This window comes from Citrobacter sp. Ct235 (genome assembly GCF_030332305.1).
GTDB lineage: Bacteria > Pseudomonadota > Gammaproteobacteria > Enterobacterales > Enterobacteriaceae > Citrobacter_A > Citrobacter_A telavivensis.
The window spans coordinates 241,071-262,356 of record NZ_JAOWIC010000039.1; the positions used below are offsets into that span (position 1 = coordinate 241,071).

The 21,286-nt window shown below is 54.2% G+C and carries 22 protein-coding genes; 16 read left to right on the forward strand and 6 right to left on the reverse strand.

The genetic code is table 11. From position 1 onward, the window contains the following. Positions 1-11 precede the first annotated feature (11 nt). The 3 genes from OGY35_RS05545 to OGY35_RS05555 all read left to right on the forward strand — a co-directional run bounded on the left by OGY35_RS05545 (position 12) and on the right by OGY35_RS05555 (position 4,624). Positions 12-1,400 carry a phosphohexomutase domain-containing protein gene (locus OGY35_RS05545; RefSeq protein WP_286631631.1) on the forward strand — a complete coding sequence of 463 codons (1,389 nt, stop codon included), beginning with the start codon at positions 12-14 and terminating at the stop codon, positions 1,398-1,400. Continuing rightward, entirely contained in the window at positions 1,397-2,467 is a 1,071-nt protein-coding gene (locus OGY35_RS05550; RefSeq protein WP_286631632.1) for an ABC transporter ATP-binding protein, read from the forward strand. The genes OGY35_RS05545 and OGY35_RS05550 overlap by 4 nt, the downstream gene beginning before the upstream one ends. 138 nt (positions 2,468-2,605) lie before the next feature. Then, entirely contained in the window at positions 2,606-4,624 is a 2,019-nt protein-coding gene (locus OGY35_RS05555) for an oxidoreductase (protein ID WP_286631633.1), read from the forward strand. Between the two features lie 56 nt (positions 4,625-4,680). On the opposite strand, the gene OGY35_RS05560 is transcribed toward OGY35_RS05555, so the two are convergent. From OGY35_RS05560 to rlmG, 3 genes are all read right to left on the reverse strand, one after another. Beyond that, complete coding sequence (locus tag OGY35_RS05560; RefSeq protein ID WP_286631634.1) at positions 4,681-5,097, reverse strand: helix-turn-helix domain-containing protein; 417 nt, start codon at positions 5,095-5,097, stop codon at positions 4,681-4,683. Next, a complete protein-coding gene (locus OGY35_RS05565; RefSeq protein ID WP_286631635.1) occupies positions 5,094-5,408 on the reverse strand; it encodes a type II toxin-antitoxin system HigB family toxin in 315 nt (104 codons plus the stop codon). Before OGY35_RS05565 ends, OGY35_RS05560 begins: the two co-directional genes overlap by 4 nt. A gap of 205 nt (positions 5,409-5,613) precedes the next feature. Beyond that, positions 5,614-6,750, reverse strand: a complete 1,137-nt coding sequence (gene rlmG, locus OGY35_RS05570) for a 23S rRNA (guanine(1835)-N(2))-methyltransferase RlmG (RefSeq protein WP_286631637.1) — start codon at positions 6,748-6,750, stop codon at positions 5,614-5,616. 86 nt (positions 6,751-6,836) lie between these two features. Here rlmG and OGY35_RS05575 point away from each other — a divergent pair, with 86 nt between their 5' ends. From OGY35_RS05575 to sstT, 4 genes are all read left to right on the forward strand, one after another. Further along, positions 6,837-7,340, forward strand: a complete 504-nt coding sequence (locus tag OGY35_RS05575) for a M48 metallopeptidase family protein (RefSeq protein ID WP_152406083.1) — start codon at positions 6,837-6,839, stop codon at positions 7,338-7,340. Positions 7,341-7,409: 69 nt separating this feature from the next. Further along, on the forward strand, positions 7,410-8,408 hold the full coding sequence (locus tag OGY35_RS05580) for a Gfo/Idh/MocA family protein (RefSeq protein ID WP_152406084.1): 999 nt from the start codon (positions 7,410-7,412) through the stop codon (positions 8,406-8,408). A gap of 269 nt (positions 8,409-8,677) precedes the next feature. Beyond that, positions 8,678-9,643 carry a TerC family protein gene (locus tag OGY35_RS05585; RefSeq protein ID WP_152406085.1) on the forward strand — a complete coding sequence of 322 codons (966 nt, stop codon included), beginning with the start codon at positions 8,678-8,680 and terminating at the stop codon, positions 9,641-9,643. A 252-nt stretch (positions 9,644-9,895) separates the two neighbouring features. After that, positions 9,896-11,140, forward strand: a complete 1,245-nt coding sequence (gene sstT / locus OGY35_RS05590; protein ID WP_286631638.1) for a serine/threonine transporter SstT — start codon at positions 9,896-9,898, stop codon at positions 11,138-11,140. 16 nt (positions 11,141-11,156) lie between these two features. Here the strand turns inward: sstT and OGY35_RS05595 are convergent, their stop codons facing one another. The 3 genes from OGY35_RS05595 to uxaC form a co-directional block, all read right to left on the reverse strand. Next, complete coding sequence (locus OGY35_RS05595; RefSeq protein ID WP_061076238.1) at positions 11,157-11,711, reverse strand: YgjV family protein; 555 nt, start codon at positions 11,709-11,711, stop codon at positions 11,157-11,159. Between the two features lie 162 nt (positions 11,712-11,873). Beyond that, positions 11,874-13,361 (reverse strand): UxaA family hydrolase, encoded by a 1,488-nt coding sequence (locus tag OGY35_RS05600; protein ID WP_152406087.1) that lies wholly within the window; start codon positions 13,359-13,361, stop codon positions 11,874-11,876. 14 nt (positions 13,362-13,375) lie between these two features. Further along, a complete protein-coding gene (gene uxaC, locus OGY35_RS05605; RefSeq protein ID WP_178827502.1) occupies positions 13,376-14,788 on the reverse strand; it encodes a glucuronate isomerase in 1,413 nt (470 codons plus the stop codon). Positions 14,789-15,258: 470 nt separating this feature from the next. Here uxaC and exuT point away from each other — a divergent pair, with 470 nt between their 5' ends. From exuT to OGY35_RS05650, 9 genes are all read left to right on the forward strand, one after another. Next, entirely contained in the window at positions 15,259-16,560 is a 1,302-nt protein-coding gene (exuT, locus tag OGY35_RS05610) for a hexuronate transporter ExuT (protein ID WP_152406089.1), read from the forward strand. 137 nt (positions 16,561-16,697) lie between these two features. Next, the gene (gene exuR / locus OGY35_RS05615; RefSeq protein ID WP_061076235.1) at positions 16,698-17,474 is read left to right on the forward strand and encodes a transcriptional regulator ExuR; all 777 of its coding nucleotides are present in this window, start codon (positions 16,698-16,700) and stop codon (positions 17,472-17,474) included. 338 nt (positions 17,475-17,812) lie between these two features. Beyond that, a complete protein-coding gene (gene yqjA / locus OGY35_RS05620) occupies positions 17,813-18,475 on the forward strand; it encodes a DedA family general envelope maintenance protein YqjA (RefSeq protein WP_042998225.1) in 663 nt (220 codons plus the stop codon). Positions 18,476-18,478: 3 nt separating this feature from the next. Next, positions 18,479-18,862, forward strand: coding sequence for an EnvZ/OmpR regulon moderator MzrA (gene mzrA / locus OGY35_RS05625; protein ID WP_152406090.1), 384 nt, complete (start codon positions 18,479-18,481; stop codon positions 18,860-18,862). A 148-nt stretch (positions 18,863-19,010) separates the two neighbouring features. Next, entirely contained in the window at positions 19,011-19,379 is a 369-nt protein-coding gene (locus OGY35_RS05630) for a DUF1090 domain-containing protein (RefSeq protein WP_152406091.1), read from the forward strand. A gap of 32 nt (positions 19,380-19,411) precedes the next feature. Beyond that, positions 19,412-19,717 carry an ElaB/YgaM/YqjD family protein gene (locus tag OGY35_RS05635; RefSeq protein ID WP_042325238.1) on the forward strand — a complete coding sequence of 102 codons (306 nt, stop codon included), beginning with the start codon at positions 19,412-19,414 and terminating at the stop codon, positions 19,715-19,717. Positions 19,718-19,719: 2 nt separating this feature from the next. Next, a complete protein-coding gene (locus OGY35_RS05640) occupies positions 19,720-20,124 on the forward strand; it encodes a phage holin family protein (protein ID WP_042325334.1) in 405 nt (134 codons plus the stop codon). Next, complete coding sequence (locus OGY35_RS05645; RefSeq protein ID WP_152406092.1) at positions 20,114-20,407, forward strand: YqjK-like family protein; 294 nt, start codon at positions 20,114-20,116, stop codon at positions 20,405-20,407. The genes OGY35_RS05640 and OGY35_RS05645 overlap by 11 nt, the downstream gene beginning before the upstream one ends. 444 nt (positions 20,408-20,851) lie before the next feature. Continuing rightward, positions 20,852-21,244, forward strand: coding sequence for a DoxX family protein (locus OGY35_RS05650; RefSeq protein WP_040073926.1), 393 nt, complete (start codon positions 20,852-20,854; stop codon positions 21,242-21,244). The last annotated feature ends 42 nt before the right edge of the window (positions 21,245-21,286 follow it).

The window sequence follows — 21,286 nt, forward strand, 5'->3', positions numbered from 1 at the left end:
AAGAGTGGATTATGGATGAACTGACCTGTTTTAAAGCTTATGACATTCGTGGTGAAGTGGGCGTCTCTCTCACGCCGGATATCACCTTTCGCATTGGCCGCGCCTACGCCGCCTGGCTGCATCCCAGACGCGTGGTGGTCGGCGGTGATATCCGCCTGAGCTCCGAAACGTTGAAGGCGGCGTTGGCCGAAGGGCTGACCGCCAGCGGCGTCGACGTTATCGACATTGGGCTGTCGGGTACTGAGGAGGTCTACTTCGCCACCCGCGAGCTACGGGCTGATGGCGGTATCCAGGTCACCGCCAGTCATAACCCCGCGCAATACAACGGCATGAAGCTGGTGCGCGAAGAGGCGCGCCCTGTCAGCAACGACAACGGGTTGCTGGCAATCAAAGCGCTGGCTGAACAAAATATTTTTCCCCCTGTCGTGCATCGCGGTGTGGTGATCCCTTACGACAATCGTCCGGCCTGGGTTCACTGCCTGACGCGCTTCCTTCATCGCCCTCCAGCTCGCCCGCTGCGGATCGTGACCAATGCCGGGCACGGTACCGCTGGCCCGGCGCTGGATGCGCTGGCGGAAGGTCTGGCGCAGGCAGGCGTGCAGGCAGATTTTATTCGTCTGCACCATCAGCCGGATGGTCATTTCCCGGCTGGTGTGCCGAACCCGATGCTGCCCGAAAATCGGCAGGCGACACGCCAGGCGGTGATTGCGCATCAGGCCGATTTCGGGATCGCCTGGGACGGTGATTTCGACCGCTGTTTTTTCTTTGATGAACAGGGGGAATTTATCGAGAGCTACTATCTGGTCGGGCTGTTCGCGCACCACTTCCTGCAGCGTTTTCCCACCAGTCCGGTGATCCTCGACCCGCGACTGACATGGAACACGCTGGAAATGGTGACCCGCTGCGGCGGCCATCCCATCATCAGTAAAACCGGCCATGCCTTTATCAAAGCGCGGATGCGCGAAGAGGACGCCATCTACGGCGGAGAAATGAGCGGGCACCACTACTTTCGCGAGTTTGGCTACTGCGATAGCGGAATGATCCCGCTGGTGCTGATGCTGCAAATTATCGGCAACAGCAGTCAACCGCTTTCCCGATGGATTGCCGACGCCCGGTCGCGCTTCCCGGTCTCTGGCGAGATCAATCTGACCGTTGGCGATCCGGCGGCGATCCAGAAAGCGGTTATTGCACACTATCAATCCGCTGCCCCTGAACGCGACGACTGCGATGGCATAAGCCTCGCCTTCGCCGACTGGCGCTTCAATTTACGCGCCTCCAATACAGAACCCCTGCTGCGGCTCAACGTGGAGACACGGGGCGATACCGCCCTGCTCGCGCAAAAAACCGATGAAGTATTGACGTTGATTGCCGCCCAATCCGGCGCTAAGGAGACGCTATGACCGCCCTTTCCCTCAGGAATATTCATAAAAAATATGACAAGACCACCATCATTGAAAATCTCTCGCTGGAGATCGCCTCCGGGGAATTTATCGTTCTGGTCGGACCGTCCGGCTGCGGTAAATCCACGCTGCTGCGCATGATTGCCGGGCTAGAAACCCCCGACGGCGGCACGCTGATGATGGGTGATACCGACGTCACCCACCTGGCGGCAGGTAAACGCAACCTCTCAATGGTGTTTCAGTCTTACGCTCTTTATCCGCACATGACGGTGCGGGAAAATCTCTCCTTTGGCCTGCGAAATATCCGCACACCGGCGGATGAAATCGCCCGACGGATAGCGCATGCCGCCGCGATGCTCAAGCTAGACGAGATGCTGGACCGGCTTCCGCAGAATCTCTCCGGCGGCCAGCGCCAGCGCGTGGCGATTGGGCGCACCATCGTTCAGCAGCCGGAGCTGTTTCTGTTCGACGAACCACTGTCGAACCTGGACGCCGCGCTGCGCGTGGAAATGCGCCAGGAGATCCTGCAGCTCCACCACACACTGAAAAACACCATGATCTACGTCACCCACGATCAGGTGGAGGCAATGACGCTTGCGGACCGCATCGTAGTGCTCTATAAGGGAAAAATTGAGCAGGTAGGGACGCCGCTCGAACTGTATAACACGCCGGCGAATCTCTTTGTCGCCGAATTTATCGGCACGCCTAAAATCAATATCCTGCCCGCCGTCTGGCGACAGGGCGCGCTGCATCTTGCCGATGATCTTCGCTTTCTGCTTTTGCGCCAGCCGGTAGGTGCACGCGACGGCGACAAGATGTTCGTGGCTATCCGCCCGGAGCATCTGCAGTACCAACAACCGGGCGACTTTAGCCTTAACGGGCGAACCCGTCTTTGCGAACTGCAGGGTGACTCTACGCTGGTATGGCTGGAGGTGGCAGGGCAATCGCTATGTCTGAAATCCTTCCAGCAGTTGAGTTTCCCGGCGCAAACCGCATTAACCCTGACCATGCAGGAGCAACATCTTCATCTTTTTGATTCGATTGGTAAACGCGTGGCTTTCGTCTGATGAGCGCCCCCTGTAACCGGGGGCTTTTTTTGAATCCCATCACAATCATTGCATTCCCCTTTTCCCTTTTACCCGTCGACGGCTAAATTAGTAACTCATCCGACCACATAACAATAATTTTACATACTGGACAATCTTATGAGCTATCCGTCGCTGTTCGCCCCGCTTGATCTCGGCTTTACTCAGCTTAAAAACCGCGTGCTGATGGGCTCAATGCACACCGGGCTGGAAGAGTATCCTGATGGTGCTGAACGACTGGCGGCCTTCTATGCCGAACGCGCCCGGCATGGCGTCGCGCTGATTGTCACCGGCGGTATTGCGCCTGCGCCGTCTGGCGTCACGATGGAGGGCGGCGCTACGCTCAACGATGCCCGGCAGGTGCCACACCACCGCATCATTACCGATGCTGTTCATAACGAAGGCGGGAAAATCGCGCTACAGATCCTGCACACCGGGCGCTACAGCTATCAGCCGCAACTGGTGGCCCCGTCAGCAATTCAGGCCCCCATCAACCGGTTTACTCCGCACGCCCTGAGCCACGAAGAAATTCTGCAACTGATTGAGGACTTCGCCCACTGCGCTCAACTGGCGCGGGAAGCCGGTTACGACGGCGTCGAAATCATGGGTTCAGAAGGCTATTTGATTAACGAGTTTCTCACCCTGCGCACCAATCAGCGCGACGACGATTGGGGTGGCGATTACACCAGCCGCATGCGCTTTGCCGTTGAGGTGGTACGCGCAGTCCGCCAGCGGGTGGGGAATGACTTTATTATTATCTACCGCCTGTCGATGCTCGACCTGGTGGAAAACGGCGGCACCTTCGCAGAAACTGTGCAACTGGCGCAGGCCGTCGAAGCCGCAGGCGCGACCCTTATCAACACCGGAATTGGCTGGCATGAAGCGCGCATTCCCACCATCGCTACGCCGGTGCCGCGCGGTGCCTTTAGCTGGGTCACGCGTAAACTGAAAGGCCACGTTTCGCTGCCGTTGGTCACCACCAATCGCATTAACGATCCGCAGGTTGCCGATGAGATTCTGGCGCGCGGTGATGCCGACATGGTGTCGATGGCGCGCCCGTTCCTCGCGGATGCCGAGCTGTTATCGAAAGCCCAATCGGGGCGTGCCGATGAGATTAATACCTGCATCGGCTGTAATCAGGCGTGTCTGGATCAGATCTTCGTCGGTAAAGTGACCTCATGCCTGGTGAATCCACGCGCCTGTCACGAAACCAAAATGCCCATTGTTGCAGCCACCGCGCTTAAAAATCTGGCCGTCGTCGGTGCGGGTCCGGCGGGCCTCGCCTTTGCCATCAATGCGGCGGCACGTGGCCATCACGTCACCCTCTTTGATGCGCAGGGCGAAATCGGCGGACAGTTCAATATCGCCAAACAGATCCCCGGTAAAGAGGAGTTTTATGAAACGCTCCGCTATTACCGCCGGATGATCGACGTCACTGGCGTCACCCTGAAACTGAATCATTATGCGGTGGCAGACGATCTGCTGGCATTCGATGAGGTGATCCTCGCCAGCGGGATCGAGCCACGCAGGCCACCGATAGACGGCATTGATCATCCGAAGGTCTTAACCTATCTCGACGTGTTGCGCGATAAAACCCCGGTGGGGAGTCGGGTAGCCATCGTTGGCTGCGGAGGGATCGGCTTTGATACCGCGATGTACCTGAGCCAGCCCGGTGAACCGACCAGTCAGAGCATTGCTGATTTCTGTGTGGAATGGGGCATCGACACCAGCCTGCAACAGGCCGGTGGATTACGTCCGGAAGGCCCGCATCTGGCTCGCAGTCCGCGTCAGATAGTGATGCTCCAGCGTAAGGCCAGCAAACCCGGAGAGGGACTGGGGAAAACCACCGGCTGGATCCATCGCACTACGCTGCTTTCACGCGGCGTGAAGATGATCCCGGCAGTCAGCTATCAGAAGATCGACGACGCCGGTCTGCACGTGTTGATCGGTAACGAAGCACGAACGCTGGAGGTCGATAATGTCATTATTTGTGCCGGTCAGGAGCCACGCCGCGAACTGGCCGAACCGCTGCATGCGGCGGGAAAAACCGTGCACGTCATCGGCGGCTGTGATGTGGCGATGGAACTGGATGCTCGTCGGGCCATTGCCCAGGGCACCCGTCTGGCGCTGGGAATTTAACGCGTTACCCGGCCACGCTATGCGTGCCGGGCAGCCAATCGGCGCAAATATTGGATTCAATCAATAAATAGCGCGGGTGATATACCAAACCGCGCGGCTAATTTCTTCGCATGTTCCAGTGTTAACTTTCTCTGCCCATTTAACACCCGCGACACCATCGACTTGCTGCCTATCTCCGGAAGATCTGACATGTTCAATCCGTGCTGGTCCATCAAAACACGGATGATCGATACTCCGGCAGGCATTGTTTCCAGTAACGCATTAAACTCCGCAAATTCCGGCGCTGATTTTTCCCAGGCGCTGATTTTGGTGCAAACGAGATCCAGCAACGGGTTATCAGGATCGTTAAGCAACAGATGATCGATAAACTGCATCGCATCTGCGTACTGTTCTTCGTTATGGATCCCCGCTAAAAAAGGCGCAACGGCAGTCAGCTTTTCACCTGCTTTCAGGATTTCTGAAATCACCATCATTTTTTCCCCTTGGTACGATGCATTGCGGTGAAAGCGTCATATTCTTTATGTGTAAGCACATGTCGTATATAGCATTTTTGCGAGGTGAAAAAGAGTAAGACCACCACGCGTAACGCATTTCGGCCAATATTGATCACATAGTGTTTATCAAGATACTTAAAATTATCCAGAGAAGGAAAAACCGCTTTCAAAGCTGCAGGGGTTCTAAAGTAACCCTTAGAAAGGACATTCCCCAGCGCGACTAACTCCGATGTATGCTGCGGATATTTTTCAGCAGCATCTCGCAATGCTTTCAGTGTTATCAGGTGCATTCTTCATCACATCCGTTGACAAATTGGCAATATCATAACACGAGTTGCCATAATGGCAACTCGCAGTATTGAACGAATCAGCCTGACGTTACACCAGAAATAGTTGAAAGCCTTTTAACACAGTATTTAGAGGAAGGATGAATGTTGCGTTTGCGGGCATCCTTCCAGAAAAAACCCGGCCATGCTATGCGTGCCGGGTATTCTCTTAGCGACGGCGGCCGACTTTCACCGCTTTGAGCACCACAAACTTATTGTTGGTGGCGACGGTGGTGCAGTTGCCGAAGATCTTCTTCAGCTTGTGGAAGTAGTCGAGATGACGGTTGGCGACGATATACAGCTCGCCATTGATCTTCAGGCAACGACGGGCGTGGTGGAACATTTCCCAGGCAATGTTATCCGTCAGCGCATGCTTCTGATGGAACGGCGGATTGCACAGTACGGCAGTAAAGCGGAAAGGCTCAACCCCGGACAGCGCGTTGTTAATCATAAACTCGCAGCGATCGATGGCCTCAGGGAGGTTGGTTTCCACATTCAGACGGCTGGAAGCGACCGCCATCGGAGATTCATCGACAAAGACCACGTTAGCCTGTGGATTTTTTTCCAGCAGCGTCAGGCCAATCACCCCGTTGCCGCAGCCGAGATCGACAATCTCCCCTTCCAGATTCTCTGGCAGGTTCTGCATAAAGAAGCGCGCACCAATATCCAGCCCGGTGCGGGAGAAAACGTTGGCATGGTTGTGGATGGTCCAGTCGGTGCCTTCCAGTTTCCAGCTTAGTGTCTCCGGTGCTTCGGCCAGAGCCGGTTCACTGAAAGTGCAGTTGATGAGACGCGCCTTTTTCCACGCCAGCGTGGTGGTCGTTGGACCGAGCACTTTCTCAAATAACTCCAGCGTGGAGTTATGGATGTCACGCGCCTTCGCGCCGGCAATGATGCGGGTTTGCGGGGTCACCACTTTTCGCAGCGCACGCAGCTGTTGCTCAAGCAGCGCCAGCGTTTTTGGCACTTTGATGAGTACCACGCCCGGTGCCTGCGGATACTCCGCCGTGCTGTCGAGAAACTTGACGCTGGACTCCGCGATATCGTTATGGCGTAAATTTTCCCGCGTCGCCAGTTCGCTTAAATAAGAATCACCAATGCTGTACGGCGACTGCTCCGCCAGCGCACAGCTCAGCGCACCGAAGGTATCGTTCAGGATCAGCACCGGGCCGCGAATCTCCGTATCGTCCAACTGTTGCAGCAGATACTCATCCGCCGCTTCCCACGCCAGCAGTGGGTTAACGTCGTCCGTTTCCGGGAAACGTTTTAGTGTCAGTGAACGGAAACCGTTGTCTGTGTGGCTCATCGGCCCTCCTGAATGGTAAAATTTCGGCGTATCCCTTAAAAGGGTGCGTGAGTATACAACAATTTTGTTAATTGGCGTGGACTGAGATGAACGAACTGAACTACCTCCAGGGCTACCCGGAGAACCTGCTTTCACAGGTGCGCACGCTGATTGCCGAGCAGCGACTGGGCACGGTGCTGGAAAAGCGCTATCCGGGAACGCATGATTTCGCGACGGATAAAGCGCTGTGGCAATACACCCAGGATCTGAAAAGTCAGTTTCTGCGTAATGCCCCGCCGATCAACAAAGTGATGTATGACAATAAGATCCACGTACTGAAAAATGCGCTTGGTCTGCACACGGCAGTCTCTCGCGTGCAGGGCGGCAAGCTAAAAGCGAAAGCCGAGATCCGCGTCGCCACCGTGTTTCGCAACGCGCCAGAACCCTTTTTACGGATGATCGTCGTACACGAACTGGCGCATCTGAAGGAAAAAGAGCACAACAAAGCGTTTTATCAGCTTTGCTGCCACATGGAACCACAGTATCACCAGTTGGAATTTGATACGCGCCTCTGGTTGACGCAGTTGTCGTTAAAGGAAACTGCGCAGTAGCGCACTGGCTTTGTCATAAAGGCGTGCTAAATTGACGAAAGAATCCCTTTATGGAGCCTGAAGGCATTTATGATACGTTTCGCAGTGATTGGCACAAACTGGATCACCCGTCAGTTTGTGGATGCCGCCCATGAGACCGGCAAATATAAATTAACCGCAGTTTATTCCCGCAGCCTCGAACAGGCGCAAACTTTCGCTAATGATTACCTCGTCGAGCATCTGTTTACCTCGCTGGATGCAATGGCGCAGAGCGATGCGATTGATGCGGTGTACATTGCCAGTCCGAACTCGCTGCACTTTCCCCAGACCCAACTGTTTCTGAGCCATAAAAAGCATGTGATCTGCGAAAAACCGCTGGCGTCGAATCTGACCGAAGTGGAAGCCGCTATCGCCTGTGCGCGGGAAAATCAGGTGGTGCTCTATGAAGCCTTTAAAACCGCCAGTCTGCCTAATTTCCTGCTACTACAGCAGTCGCTGCCGAAAGTCGGTAAGGTGCGCAAAGCGTTCCTCAATTACTGCCAGTACTCTTCGCGCTATCAGCGCTATCTCGACGGCGAAAACCCGAACACCTTTAACCCTGCCTTCTCCAACGGATCGATCATGGACATCGGTTTCTACTGCCTGGCCTCCGCCGTGGCGCTGTGGGGAGAACCGCACAGCGTACAGGCCTGCGCCAGTTTGTTGGAAAGCGGCGTCGATGCCCATGGCGTCGTGGTGATGGACTACGGTGATTTCAGCGTCACTCTCCAGCATTCCAAAGTGAGCGACTCCGTTATCGACAGCGAAATCCAGGGTGAGGCCGGATCGCTGGTGATCGAAAAAATCTCCGAATGCCAGAAGGTCTGCTTTGTTCCACGCGGCGGGAAAACCCAGGACCTTACCCAACCACAGCACATCAATACTATGCTGTATGAGGCACAGGCGTTTGCAGAACTGGTGGACGCCAATGAAGTGAATCATCCAGGATTGTCGAACAGTCGCATCACGGCAAAACTGCTGACCGAGATTCGTCGCCAGACCGGCGTCATCTTCCCGGCAGATGACGTCAGCCGTGCGGCCACTGCGTAAAACATTGTAAAACAGATGTTACAGGCCATTGACGGAATGCGTGGCCTGTCATATTTTGTTACCTGCAAAGGGGAGTAACTTCATTGTCGGTCGATCGTCATTACGATGTGTGAGAAACCACATCCGGTCACCGGGCAACGAAAAAGGAATGCGTTAACGCATTCTTTTTTTGTTGTAAGTGAGACCTTGCCGGAAGGCGAGGTCTATGCATAAAAAAGCAGCGGCTGACGTCTTCCGACGTTGGCCTTTTTTATGCGTAAGGAATATTTATGAATACTGTCGGCACACCGTTGTTATGGGGCGGATTCGCTGTTGTTGTGGTGATTATGCTGGCTATCGACCTCTTTTTGCAGGGGCGTCGTGGCGTACATACGATGACCATGAAGCAAGCGGCCGCCTGGTCCCTGGTCTGGGTCACGCTCTCGTTGCTGTTTAACGCTGCGTTCTGGTGGTACCTGGTACAAACCGAAGGCCGCGCCGTCGCCGATCCGCAGGCGCTGGCGTTCCTCACCGGTTATCTGATTGAAAAATCTCTCGCCGTCGATAACGTCTTTGTCTGGCTGATGCTGTTCAGCTACTTCTCGGTGCCGCCAGCACTGCAGCGTCGGGTACTGGTGTACGGCGTGTTGGGCGCAATCATCCTGCGTACGGTAATGATTTTTGCCGGCACCTGGCTCATCACCCAGTTCGACTGGATCCTGTACCTTTTTGGCGCGTTCCTCCTGTTTACCGGGGTGAAGATGGCGCTGGCGAAAGAGGACGATTCCGGAATCGGCGACAAACCGCTGGTACGCTGGCTGCGCGGACATCTGCGTATGACCGATACCATCGAAAACGAACATTTCTTCGTGCGTAAAAATGGTCTGCTGTATGTCACGCCGCTGATGCTGGTGCTGATTCTGGTGGAACTGAGCGACGTTATTTTTGCGGTCGACAGTATTCCCGCCATCTTCGCCGTCACCACCGACCCGTTCATCGTGCTGACCTCAAACCTGTTCGCGATCCTCGGTCTGCGTGCAATGTACTTCCTGCTGTCAGGGGTTGCAGAGCGGTTCTCAATGCTGAAATACGGTCTGGCGGTGATCCTGGTATTTATCGGCATCAAGATGCTGATCGTCGACTTCTACCATATCCCGATTGCGATTTCGCTGGGCGTGGTATTTGGCATCCTGGTCGTGACGTTACTGATCAATGCCTGGGTCAACTATCAGCATGATAAGAAACAGCAGGCGTAATTCTGTCGAGCCGGGCGGCGCTAGCGCGTCCCCGGCCAATAGACAATCCGCTGTCTACATTTTGCAGAACATGTCACATCATTGTTAATGTTAAGTTATAAAATATGATCGCAGCATAAAATCCAGCATATTTCGCTTCCAGAAGCTTTATCTTTCCTTATACTCAACCAGGCAAACACTTTGTTACATCCGGAAAGAGGCGTCCATAGAACGCGCAAAGGATGAGCAACAACACAATGAAAGGATGATGAAATGACTACGCAACGTTCTCCGGGGCTGCTGCAGCGTTTGGCTCAAGGAAGCCTGGTAAAACAAATTTTGGTCGGTCTCGTACTGGGGATCTTACTGGCATGGATTTCAAAACCGGCGGCTATTGCCGTGGGTTTGCTCGGCACACTGTTCGTCGGCGCGTTAAAAGCCGTTGCCCCGGTGCTGGTTCTGATGCTGGTGATGGCGTCTATCGCTAACCATCAGCACGGGCAAAAAACCAGCATCCGCCCGATTCTGTTTCTCTATCTGCTGGGGACATTTTCTGCCGCGCTTGCCGCGGTGGTCTTCAGTTTTGCCTTCCCTTCAACGCTGCATCTGACCACCAGCGCAAATGATATTGTGCCGCCGTCGGGCATCGTGGAAGTCCTGCGCGGTCTGCTGATGAGCATGGTCTCCAACCCTATTGATGCACTGCTGAATGCCAACTATATCGGCATCCTGGTGTGGGCGGTCGGCCTCGGTTTTGCCCTGCGTCACGGCAACGACACCACCAAAAATCTGGTCAATGACATGTCGGATGCCGTCACCTTTATGGTGAAACTGGTGATCCGTTTTGCACCGATCGGTATTTTTGGCCTGGTCTCTTCCACGCTGGCGACCACCGGTTTCGCTACGCTGTGGGGCTACGCGCAACTGCTGGTCGTGCTGGTTGGCTGTATGGCTCTGGTTGCGCTGGTCATCAACCCGCTGCTGGTGTTCTGGAAAATTCGTCGCAACCCGTATCCGCTGGTCTTTGCCTGCCTGCGTGAAAGCGGCGTCTACGCCTTCTTCACCCGCAGTTCTGCGGCGAATATTCCGGTGAATATGGCGCTGTGTGAAAAGCTGAATCTGGATCGCGATACCTATTCCGTTTCTATCCCGCTGGGCGCAACCATCAATATGGCGGGCGCAGCGATCACCATTACGGTGTTAACGCTGGCGGCGGTGAATACGTTGGGGATCCCGGTGGATCTGCCCACCGCGCTGCTGCTGAGCGTCGTCGCCTCTCTGTGTGCCTGTGGCGCATCGGGCGTCGCGGGCGGCTCGCTGCTACTGATACCGCTGGCGTGTAATATGTTTGGTATCCCTAACGATATCGCCATGCAGGTTGTTGCCGTTGGCTTTATCATCGGCGTGTTGCAGGATTCCTGTGAAACCGCGCTGAACTCGTCAACTGACGTTCTGTTTACCGCTGCGGCCTGTCAGGCTGAAGACGAACGTCTGGCAAATAATCCTCTGCGCAGCTAAGCGCCTGCCCCTTCCGTCATCTGGCGGAAGGGTTCTCTTCCTGCACGCTTTTCTCAATTTTGAACGGATCGATTCCCCGGCGTTTCATGCGCCAGAAGCGGATAATGTTCAGCCCGTTCATCACCAGAAAACTGCCTTCAATCAGCGTACCGCCAATCGATCCCAGCCAGAAGTTATGCACCACCCAGCAGGCTGTCGCACACCACATCACGCAGCGCACCGTTAATCCCTTACAGCGGAACAGCGCCCAGGTACTGGCGAGCGTACCGATGATGGGCAGAATTTCCATCGCGTGCTGTAGCTTCGCCAGCCCAAGCACCAGTGTGAGGATAATAAACAGCGCCATCACCCACAGTTTACGGGTGCGCATGGACACCAGGGTACGCACGGTGTTGAGTTCTGCGCTCATCCCGGCGGGCCAGGCGCCCATCAGAAAGAAGTGTACGCCTATTGTGGCGCTATAGACGGCAAGCTGGAGTCGGAAACGGCGCTCATCGCGGTTGAAAAACGTGGTAATGCCAATCAGAAACGCGAGTACACCTACGCCCTGAGCCAGCCAATACGCGGTCATGGGGGATCCTTGTCAGGAAATACAAAAACAAACGACGCTTCATCATATGAAACGTCGTTTTTAAAATCCAGACTCACGTGATTACCCGAAAGATTCCGTGCCACAGCAAGGCAAGACGGCCAGTTCGGTCATTCCCGCTGCGATGCGAAAGATAATGGGTAATTACAATGTTACGCCGCTTTTAAAGATAGCCAGTTCGCGGAAATCATTGCGTTCGTTGCAGGTCTGCTTGCCGTTGGCAAAATCGACGATGGTATCAACGAACTCATTCAGCAGTTGTGGCATCGCTTTGCCGTGGATCAGTTGGCCAGCATCAAAGTCGATCCAGTGCTTTTTCTTCGCGGCCAGTTCGCTGTTGGTGGCGATTTTCACCGTCGGCACAAACCCGCCGTAAGGAGTACCGCGACCGGTGCTGAATAACACCATATGGCAACCGGCACCCGCCAGCGCACTGGTAGCAACCGCATCATTACCCGGCGCGCTCAGCAGATTCAGCCCGTGAGTTTTCAGACGTTCGCCGTAGCGTAGTACGTCAACCACCTGACTGGAGCCCGCTTTCTGCGTGCAGCCCAGCGACTTATCTTCCAGCGTGGTGATCCCACCGGCTTTGTTACCCGGCGAGGGGTTCTCGTAAATCGGCTGGTTATGGGCAATAAAGTACTGCTTGAAGTCATTGACCATGGTGACCAGTTTGCCGAACGTCTCTTCGTCACGACAATGACTCATCAGCAGTTGCTCCGCTCCGAACATCTCCGGCACTTCAGTCAGAACGGTGGTACCGCCGTTGGCAATCATATAGTCAGAGAAACGGCCAAGCATCGGGTTTGCGGTGATCCCGGAAAGCCCGTCAGAACCGCCACACTCCAGACCAAACTTCAGCTCGCTCAGTTTCCCTGGCTCGCGCCTGTCGTGACGCATCACTTCGTAAAGCTGATGGAGGTGTTCAAGCCCGGCCTCCACTTCATCGTCCTGATGCTGACAAATCATAAAGTGCACGCGCTCAGGATCGAACTCGCCGAGCGTTTCGCGGAAGGCATCCACCTGGTTATTTTCACACCCCAGGCCAATCACCAGCACTGCGCCCGCATTCGGGTGACGGACCATGTTTTGCAGCATGGTACGGGTATTGATGTGATCGTCGCCAAGTTGCGAGCAGCCGTAGGTGTGGCTGAACAGGAAGACACCGTCGGTACCCTCGGCATCGTTGGTCTCTTTCAGGAAACGGTTCTGGATCTGGCGTGCAATCCCGTTGACGCAGCCAACGGTAGGCAGGATCCAGAGTTCGTTTCGTACCCCGACCTCCCCACTGGCGCGACGATAAATCTGCACGTCGCGATCCGCAGGTTGGGCAGGAAGATCCTGAAAATCAGGTTGATAGCTATACTCATCCAAATCGCTCAGATTGGTGCGAGTATTGTGGGCGTGAATATGTTCACCCGCCGCAATGTCCGCCAGAGCATGGCCGATAGGCTGGCCATACTTAATCACGTACGTTCCTTTCTTGATGTCACTCAAGGCAAATTTATGTCCGCGAGTGACATCCTGGCGAAGCGTTACGGTGTGGTTATCCACAGTGACTTCAGTTCCCTGCGCCAAATCAGCCAGCGCGACCGCAACGTTATCCTGCACATGGATTTTGATGTATTGCATATCAACCCCGGACCTTAGTTCAGTTCAATGGCGAAGTAATCACGCGCATTGTTAAAGCAAATATTTTTCACCATCTCACCCAGCAGTTGACTATCCGCCGGGGCTTCACCGGCCTGCACCCAGCGACCAATCATCTGGCACAGAATGCGGCGGAAGTACTCATGACGGGTGTACGAGAGGAAGCTGCGACTGTCGGTTAACATGCCGACAAAGCGGCTCAACAGACCCAGTTGCGCCAGTTGCGTCATCTGACGTTCCATACCGTCTTTCTGATCGTTGAACCACCAGCCGGAACCGAACTGCATTTTTCCTGGCATCCCTTCACCCTGGAAGTTGCCGATCATCGTGCCCAACACTTCGTTATCGCGTGGGTTCAGGCAGTAAAGGATGGTTTTCGGCAACAGGTTCTCTTCATTCTGCTTGCTGAGCAGTTTTGACAGCTCTTCAGCCATCGGACGGTCGTTGATAGAGTCAAAACCCACATCCGGCCCCAGCAGTTTGAACTGACGCAGGTTGTTATTGCGCAGAGCACCAATGTGGTACTGCTGTACCCAACCACGACGCGCATATTCCGCGCCCAGGAACACCAACACCGCGGTTTTGAACTGTGCCACTTCATGCTCGCTCAGCGTCTCGCCCGCCAGACGGCGTGCCAGAATACTATCCAGTTCCGCTTCGCTGGACTCGGCAAACAGCACCACGTCCAGCGCATGGTCGGAGACTTTGCAACCGTGCGCCGCGAAGTGGTCAAGACGTTTGGTCAGCGCGCTTTGCAGATCGGTAAAGCGACGGATGTCGGTGTCAGACACTTCACCCAGTTTTGCCATGTAATCGTTGAAGGTCGCCTGTTCAATATTGAAGGCTTTATCCGGACGCCAGCTCGGCAAGACTTTCACCGAGAAACTGCTGTCTTTTGCGACCGTTGCATGATGCTCCAGCGAATCAATTGGATCGTCAGTGGTACCAACCATTTTCACGTTCATCTGCTGCATGATACCGCGGGCGGAGAACGCATCCTGCGCCAGCAGTTCATTGCACTGATTCCAGATCTCGTCCGCCGTTGATGGAGAGAGCAATTTGCCGGTCACGCCAAACGGACGACGCAGTTCAAGGTGTGTCCAGTGGTATAACGGGTTGCCGATAGTATGCGGAACCGTCGCCGCCCACGCGTCAAACTTCTCGCGATCCGAGGCGTCGCCGGTACACAGGCGCTCAGCGACACCGTTGGTGCGCATGGCGCGCCATTTGTAATGGTCACCTTTCAGCCAGATGTCATACAGGTTATTGAATCGGTAGTCTTCGGCGATTTGCTGCGGCGGCAGATGGCAATGGTAATCGAAGATAGGCTGGTCTTTGGCGTAATCATGATACAGACGGCGGGCAAATTCAGTATCAAGTAGAAAATCTTCTGTCATAAACGGGGTCATTTTCGTCTTCCTCTCAACGAGTGCGTCTGATTGCTTATAGAGCGATGCTGACAAAGTTATCACACCAATTTCCATAGCCTGTAGATATTTTCGTGAGATAGATCAATAAATGCTGACAAATTATTTACCCTCAAAGAGGTAAATACCGTTCCAGGCCGCGCCAGCTCTGGTGTCGCCTAATTGAAATAATAACCATGCTAAGATTCACACTTTTGTGATGGCACTCACCTTTTAAAGTTGTATGACAAGTTATCTTTCTGCCGTCGCGATACATAAGCAGACGGAATGCAAAATTACCGATGATTCATCATCGGATTCACCGGTACGGAAACCGAATTAGCAAAATTTATTTATGGCAACGTTCGGGCGTACCGGCTTTTTTGGGTTACCCCGTCGTAAACAGCATCCTCTGCCCCAGGCAGGAAGATGACCGCGCTCCTTGCGGAAATAACAAAACGATGAGGTTTTACATGCGTAAAATTAAAGGGTTACGTTGGTACATGATTGCACTGGTGACGCTTGGCACCGTGCTGGGTTACCTGACGCGTAACACTGTGGCGGCAGCTGCGCCAACTCTGATGGAAGAGTTGCACATCTCCACCCAACAGTACTCCTATATCATCGCAGCCTATTCTGCTGCTTACACTGTCATGCAACCTGTTGCCGGCTATGTGCTGGACATACTGGGCACCAAAATAGGCTATGCGATGTTTGCCGTGCTATGGGCCGTTTTCTGTGGCGCAACCGCGCTGGCAGGAAGCTGGGGTGGCCTGGCGCTGGCGCGTGGCGCTGTCGGTGCGGCAGAAGCCGCGATGATCCCGGCGGGTCTGAAAGCCAGTTCCGAATGGTTCCCGGCGAAAGAGCGCTCCATTGCGGTCGGCTACTTTAACGTCGGCTCCTCTATCGGTGCGATGATTGCTCCGCCGCTGGTTGTCTGGGCGATTGTGATGCACAGTTGGCAGATGGCCTTCATCATCTCTGGCGTCCTGAGCTTCATCTGGGCGATGTCCTGGCTTATCTTCTATAAGCACCCGCGTGACCAGAAAAAACTAACGGACGAAGAGCGCGACTACATTATTAATGGTCAGGAAGCGCAGCACAAAAACAGCACCCAAAAGAAAATGTCGCTCGTGCAGATCCTGCGTAACCGCCAGTTCTGGGGTATCGCCCTGCCGCGTTTCCTTGCTGAGCCAGCCTGGGGGACATTTAACGCCTGGATCCCGCTGTTCATGTTTAAAGTCTATGGCTTTAACCTGAAAGAAATTGCGATGTTTGCCTGGATGCCGATGCTATTTGCCGATCTTGGTTGCATCGTGGGCGGTTACCTGCCGCCGCTGTTCCAGCGCTGGTTTGGCGTCAACCTGATTGTCTCACGTAAAATGGTCGTTACATTGGGCGCCGTGCTGATGATTGGCCCAGGGATGATCGGTCTTTTCACCAGCCCATACATCGCCATCATGCTGCTGTGTATTGGTGGTTTTGCTCACCAGGCACTGTCCGGGGCGCTGATTACACTCTCATCTGACGTCTTTGGTCGTAATGAAGTGGCAACGGCGAACGGCCTGACCGGGATGTCCGCCTGGCTGGCAAGCACGCTGTTTGCCCTGGTGGTCGGCGCGCTGGCGGACACCATCGGCTTCAGCCCGCTGTTTGCGGTCCTGGCCGTGTTCGACCTGCTCGGTGCGCTGGTTATCTGGACCGTGCTGCAAAACAAACCGGCCAGTGACGTAGATTCCGACTCGCAGTTCGATAAACCGGCGGCGCAGAGTTAGCCTGCCGACGGATAACACGTAAGCAAACCAGGCCGCCTGCTGGCACTCGCAGGCGGCTTTTTCGTTTCTGCGTGTGGAGCCAACCTCGCGAAAGTGGTATAACAAATACAGTCTGCCGTATCATGCCTGGAGTGCATATGGAAATCACCGAACCACGACGTTTGTATCAACAACTTGCTGCTGATTTAAAAGAGCGCATCGAACAGGGCGTTTACCTGGTGGGTGATAAATTGCCTGCAGAGCGTTTTATTGCCGATGAAAAAAACGTCAGCCGTACCGTGGTTCGTGAAGCCATCATCATGCTGGAAGTCGAAGGATTTGTTGAAGTCCGTAAAGGTTCCGGGATTCACGTGATTTCTAATCAGCCGCGCCACCAGCAGGCCACTGACGAGTCGCTGGAGTTTGCCAACTACGGTCCTTTTGAATTGCTACAGGCGCGCCAGCTTATTGAAAGCAACATTGCGGAGTTTGCTGCCACGCAGGTCACCAAGCAGGACATCATGAAACTGATGGCAATCCAGGAACAGGCGCGCAACGAGAAATGTTTCCGCGACTCCGAATGGGATCTGCAATTCCACATTCAGGTGGCGTTAGCCACGCAGAACTCAGCGCTGGCCGCTATCGTAGAAAAAATGTGGACTCAGCGCAGTCACAACCCGTACTGGAAGAAACTGCACGAACACATTGATGCGCGTACCGTGGATAACTGGTGTGACGACCACGATCAAATCCTTAAGGCGTTGATCCGCAAAGACCCGCATGCGGCAAAACTGGCGATGTGGCAGCATCTCGAAAACACAAAAATCATGCTGTTCAATGAAACCAGCGACGATTTTGAATTTAATGCCGACCGTTACCTGTTTGCCGAAAATCCGGTGGTTCATCTCGATACGGCGGCTAACGCAACAAAATAAAATTTCTTGATTCGACAGGCGCGCCGCTGCGCCTGTCAGTAAGCGAAAGGTATAAAGTGTCAGCCTGTGTAAATCCTCTCGCCACCCTCTCCTGCGATCAGCAGAATCACACTTCACGGACGTGTAATTTCTATAACGGACTACGTTGACCTTTGTTACAATTAGATGCAATTCGAATTTATGTTTGTTAGTGCTTGCTTAATTCATAACTTTTAACAGGGAATAGTTCAGGCCGCGGCTTTGCGCCGTCCGCACACCATGCAAAACATTAACAATGATGCGGCGTAGCAAACTTCTGAACCCGGCGTGACGTTAACCAATTCGACCTGGAATACTGAATGGAACTTTTGACTCAATTACTGCATGCCCTGTGGGCGCAGGATTTTGAAACACTGGCCAATCCTTCCATGATTGGCATGCTGTATTTTGTTTTATTTATGATTCTGTTTCTGGAGAACGGGTTGCTGCCAGCCGCCTTTTTGCCCGGCGACAGCCTGCTGGTTTTAGTGGGCGTTCTGATTGCTAAAGGCGCAATGGGCTTTCCGCAAACCATTTTGTTGCTGACCGCGGCGGCAAGCCTCGGTTGCTGGCTGAGCTATATTCAGGGCCGATGGCTGGGCAATACCCGCATCGTACAAAACTGGTTATCGCACCTGCCCGCCCACTATCACCAACGCGCCCACCATTTATTCCATAAGCATGGTCTTTCCGCCCTGCTTATTGGCCGTTTTATCGCATTTGTTCGTACCTTGCTGCCTACCATCGCGGGTTTGTCCGGCCTGAATAATGCCCGTTTTCAATTTTTCAACTGGATGAGCGGGTTACTGTGGGTGCTGATTTTAACCAGTCTGGGTTATCTGTTGGGTAAAACGCCGGTATTCCTGAAGTATGAAGATCAGTTAATGTCTTGCCTGATGCTGTTACCCGTGGTGCTGCTGGTTTTTGGCCTGGGCGGTTCGCTGGTCGTCCTGTGGAAAAAGAAATACGGGAATCGAGGGTAAGGGATGCTGAAACCGCGCATAACGCTTAAACAACTGGCCTGGAGTACCGCCTTTCTGCTGGCGATAAGCGCCACGCTGTTGGTCTGGTCTGCGATTCGTCAGCAAGAATCAACGCTTGCGATCCGTGCCGTTCACCAGGGAGCCAGCATGCCGGACGGTTTCTCGATCTGGCATCACCTCGACGCTAACGGTATTCGTTTCAAAAGCATTACACCGAAGAATGACACTCTGCTCATCACTTTCGATTCCAGCGCCCAGAGTGCCGCAGCCAAAGCGGTTCTCGACAAAACGCTGCCCAACGGCTACATCATTGCCCAACAGGATGATAACAATCAGGCCGTCCAGTGGTTGTCACGTTTACGAGAGCCCCCGCATCGGGTAGGGTAATCTCCAGGAATCCGAATCATATCACCCACTTTGGTGATTTCAGCGATTAATGTCTATGATTAATGAGGCGATGGGGTCACCCTGTCGCTTTATCACTGGATCATCGTTTCTGAATTCATGGGGACGAGTCACAATGGAAGGTTCAAGAATGAAATACCGCATCGCTTTCGCAATTTCCCTTTTCGCTCTCAGTGCCGGCAGCTACGCCAACACCCTCTGCCAGGAAAAAGAGCAGGATATTCAACGGGAAATCAGCTACGCCGAAAAACACAACAACCAGAACCGTATTAATGGGCTGAAAAAAGCGCTCAGCGAAGTCAGGGCCAACTGTACTGACAGCAAGCTGCGCGCCGATCATCAGGAAAAAATTGCGGAACAGAAGGAAGAGATTGCCGAACGTCAGCGCGATCTCGCTGAAGCGAAGCAAAAAGGCGATGCGGACAAAATTGCCAAACGCGAGCGCAAGCTGGCGGAAGCCCGGGCTGAACTCAAAGAGCTCGAGGCTCGCGACTACTAAGCATCAGACCACTTACTCACCTGGAGAATACTATGTCGAAAGAAAACACATCGGAACATCTGCGCGCTGAGTTGAAATCCCTGGCCGATACGCTGGAAGAGGTGCTGAACTCCTCTGGGGATAAATCGAAAGAAGAGTTGAGTAAGATCCGCAGCAAAGCCGAGCGCGCGCTGAAAGAGAGCCGCTATCGCCTCGGTGAAACGGGCGATGCCATTGCCAAACAGACGCGTGAAGCCGCTGCGCGTGCTGACGACTATGTGCGCGAAAATCCGTGGACCGGCGTCGGGATTGGCGCGGCAGTGGGCGTCGTGCTGGGCGTTCTGCTGTCGCGTCGTTAATGATGGCGGATCCTCATCACGCACAAGGGCCCGGGAAAAGCGTTCTGGGTATCGGGCAGCGGATTGTCACTATCCTCGTTGAGATGGTGGAAACCCGGTTGCGTCTGGCAGTGGTCGAGCTGGAAGAAGAAAAGGCTAACCTCTTTCAGCTCCTGCTGATGCTGGGACTCACCATGCTCTTCGCTGCATTTGGTTTGATGAGCCTGATGGTGTTAATCATCTGGGCCGTCGACCCGCAGTATCGGCTCAATGCGATGATCGCCACCACGGTCGTTCTGCTGGCTCTGGCGCTGATTGGCGGAATATGGACGCTGCGCAAAGCGCGGCGCTCCACCTTGTTACGCCATACCCGCCATGAACTGGCGAATGACCGGCAATTGCTCGAGGAGGAGAGTCGTGAGCGGTAAAGGTGAACGTGCACAACGTAAGGCCCGGCTGCTTCGTGAGATCCAACAGCAACGGCTGGATCTTTCAGCCAGTCGTCGTGACTGGCTGGAAGCCACGGGCGCTTACGATCGCGGCTGGAACACGCTGCTGAGTTTGCGCTCGTGGGCGCTGGTTGGCAGCAGCGTGATGGCGGTCTGGACGATTCGCCACCCTAACCTGCTCGTGCGTTGGGCAAGGCGTGGGGTCGGCCTCTGGAGCGCATGGCGGCTGGTCAAAAAGACGCTGCGCTCGCCTGTCGCCTGATGGCGCTTCTCTTATCCGACTCTCGCACTCAATATGTAGGCCAGATAAGGCGTAGCCGCCATCTGGCTTACGCACTCGACCTCTCCCTACTTCGCCGTATGGCGCTTCTCTTATCCGACTCTCGCACTCAATATGTTGGCCAGATAAGGCGTAGCCGCCATCTGGCTTACGCACTCGACCTCTCCCTACTTCGCCGCATGGCGCTTCTCTTATCCGACTCTCGCACTCAATATGTAGGCCGGATAAGGCGTAGCCGCCATCCGGCAACTGCAATACCGCGCCACTACAAAATCAAAATTTTTGAAGATTACTGACAGTTTTCCTTGCTAACAATTCTCATTCTTCACGCTTATGATTCTCTCCATCGACAGCAATGACGCGGAACACCGCGAAATTGCACTAAAAAACAAAATCAGCAGTCTGTGTGGTTTCCTGGAGAGAAGAATGAAAAAATTAGAAGATGTTGGTGTACTGGTAGCGCGTATTCTGATGCCAATCCTGTTTATTACCGCAGGTTGGGGAAAAATCACCGGTTACGCCGGTACTCAACAGTATATGGAAGCGATGGGCGTTCCGGGATTCCTGCTGCCACTGACCATTTTGCTCGAGTTTGGCGGCGGTCTGGCGATTCTGTTCGGTTTCCTGACCCGTACCACCGCGCTGTTTACCGCAGGCTTCACGCTGCTGACCGCGTTTATCTTCCACAGTAACTTTGCTGAAGGCGTTAACTCGCTGATGTTCATGAAAAACCTGACCATCGCTGGCGGTTTCCTGCTGCTGGGTATTACCGGTCCGGGCGCATTCAGTATCGACCGCGTACTGAACAAAAAGTGGTAAACGCTCTATAATGAATGAAAAGAACGAGGGGATTTTCTCCTC

Excerpts from the sequence above, each read along its gene's own strand:
- OGY35_RS05545 (WP_286631631.1), top strand. The coding sequence starts at position 12 with ATGGATGAACTGACCTGTTTTAAAGCTTATGACATTCGTGGTGAAGTG.
- OGY35_RS05550 (WP_286631632.1), top strand. The coding sequence starts at position 1,397 with ATGACCGCCCTTTCCCTCAGGAATATTCATAAAAAATATGACAAGACC.
- OGY35_RS05555 (WP_286631633.1), top strand. The coding sequence starts at position 2,606 with ATGAGCTATCCGTCGCTGTTCGCCCCGCTTGATCTCGGCTTTACTCAG.
- OGY35_RS05560 (WP_286631634.1), bottom strand. The coding sequence starts at position 5,097 with ATGATGGTGATTTCAGAAATCCTGAAAGCAGGTGAAAAGCTGACTGCC.
- OGY35_RS05565 (WP_286631635.1), bottom strand. The coding sequence starts at position 5,408 with ATGCACCTGATAACACTGAAAGCATTGCGAGATGCTGCTGAAAAATAT.
- rlmG (WP_286631637.1), bottom strand. The coding sequence starts at position 6,750 with ATGAGCCACACAGACAACGGTTTCCGTTCACTGACACTAAAACGTTTC.
- OGY35_RS05575 (WP_152406083.1), top strand. The coding sequence starts at position 6,837 with ATGAACGAACTGAACTACCTCCAGGGCTACCCGGAGAACCTGCTTTCA.
- OGY35_RS05580 (WP_152406084.1), top strand. The coding sequence starts at position 7,410 with ATGATACGTTTCGCAGTGATTGGCACAAACTGGATCACCCGTCAGTTT.
- OGY35_RS05585 (WP_152406085.1), top strand. The coding sequence starts at position 8,678 with ATGAATACTGTCGGCACACCGTTGTTATGGGGCGGATTCGCTGTTGTT.
- sstT (WP_286631638.1), top strand. The coding sequence starts at position 9,896 with ATGACTACGCAACGTTCTCCGGGGCTGCTGCAGCGTTTGGCTCAAGGA.
- OGY35_RS05595 (WP_061076238.1), bottom strand. The coding sequence starts at position 11,711 with ATGACCGCGTATTGGCTGGCTCAGGGCGTAGGTGTACTCGCGTTTCTG.
- OGY35_RS05600 (WP_152406087.1), bottom strand. The coding sequence starts at position 13,361 with ATGCAATACATCAAAATCCATGTGCAGGATAACGTTGCGGTCGCGCTG.
- uxaC (WP_178827502.1), bottom strand. The coding sequence starts at position 14,788 with ATGACCCCGTTTATGACAGAAGATTTTCTACTTGATACTGAATTTGCC.
- exuT (WP_152406089.1), top strand. The coding sequence starts at position 15,259 with ATGCGTAAAATTAAAGGGTTACGTTGGTACATGATTGCACTGGTGACG.
- exuR (WP_061076235.1), top strand. The coding sequence starts at position 16,698 with ATGGAAATCACCGAACCACGACGTTTGTATCAACAACTTGCTGCTGAT.
- yqjA (WP_042998225.1), top strand. The coding sequence starts at position 17,813 with ATGGAACTTTTGACTCAATTACTGCATGCCCTGTGGGCGCAGGATTTT.
- mzrA (WP_152406090.1), top strand. The coding sequence starts at position 18,479 with ATGCTGAAACCGCGCATAACGCTTAAACAACTGGCCTGGAGTACCGCC.
- OGY35_RS05630 (WP_152406091.1), top strand. The coding sequence starts at position 19,011 with ATGAAATACCGCATCGCTTTCGCAATTTCCCTTTTCGCTCTCAGTGCC.
- OGY35_RS05635 (WP_042325238.1), top strand. The coding sequence starts at position 19,412 with ATGTCGAAAGAAAACACATCGGAACATCTGCGCGCTGAGTTGAAATCC.
- OGY35_RS05640 (WP_042325334.1), top strand. The coding sequence starts at position 19,720 with ATGGCGGATCCTCATCACGCACAAGGGCCCGGGAAAAGCGTTCTGGGT.
- OGY35_RS05650 (WP_040073926.1), top strand. The coding sequence starts at position 20,852 with ATGAAAAAATTAGAAGATGTTGGTGTACTGGTAGCGCGTATTCTGATG.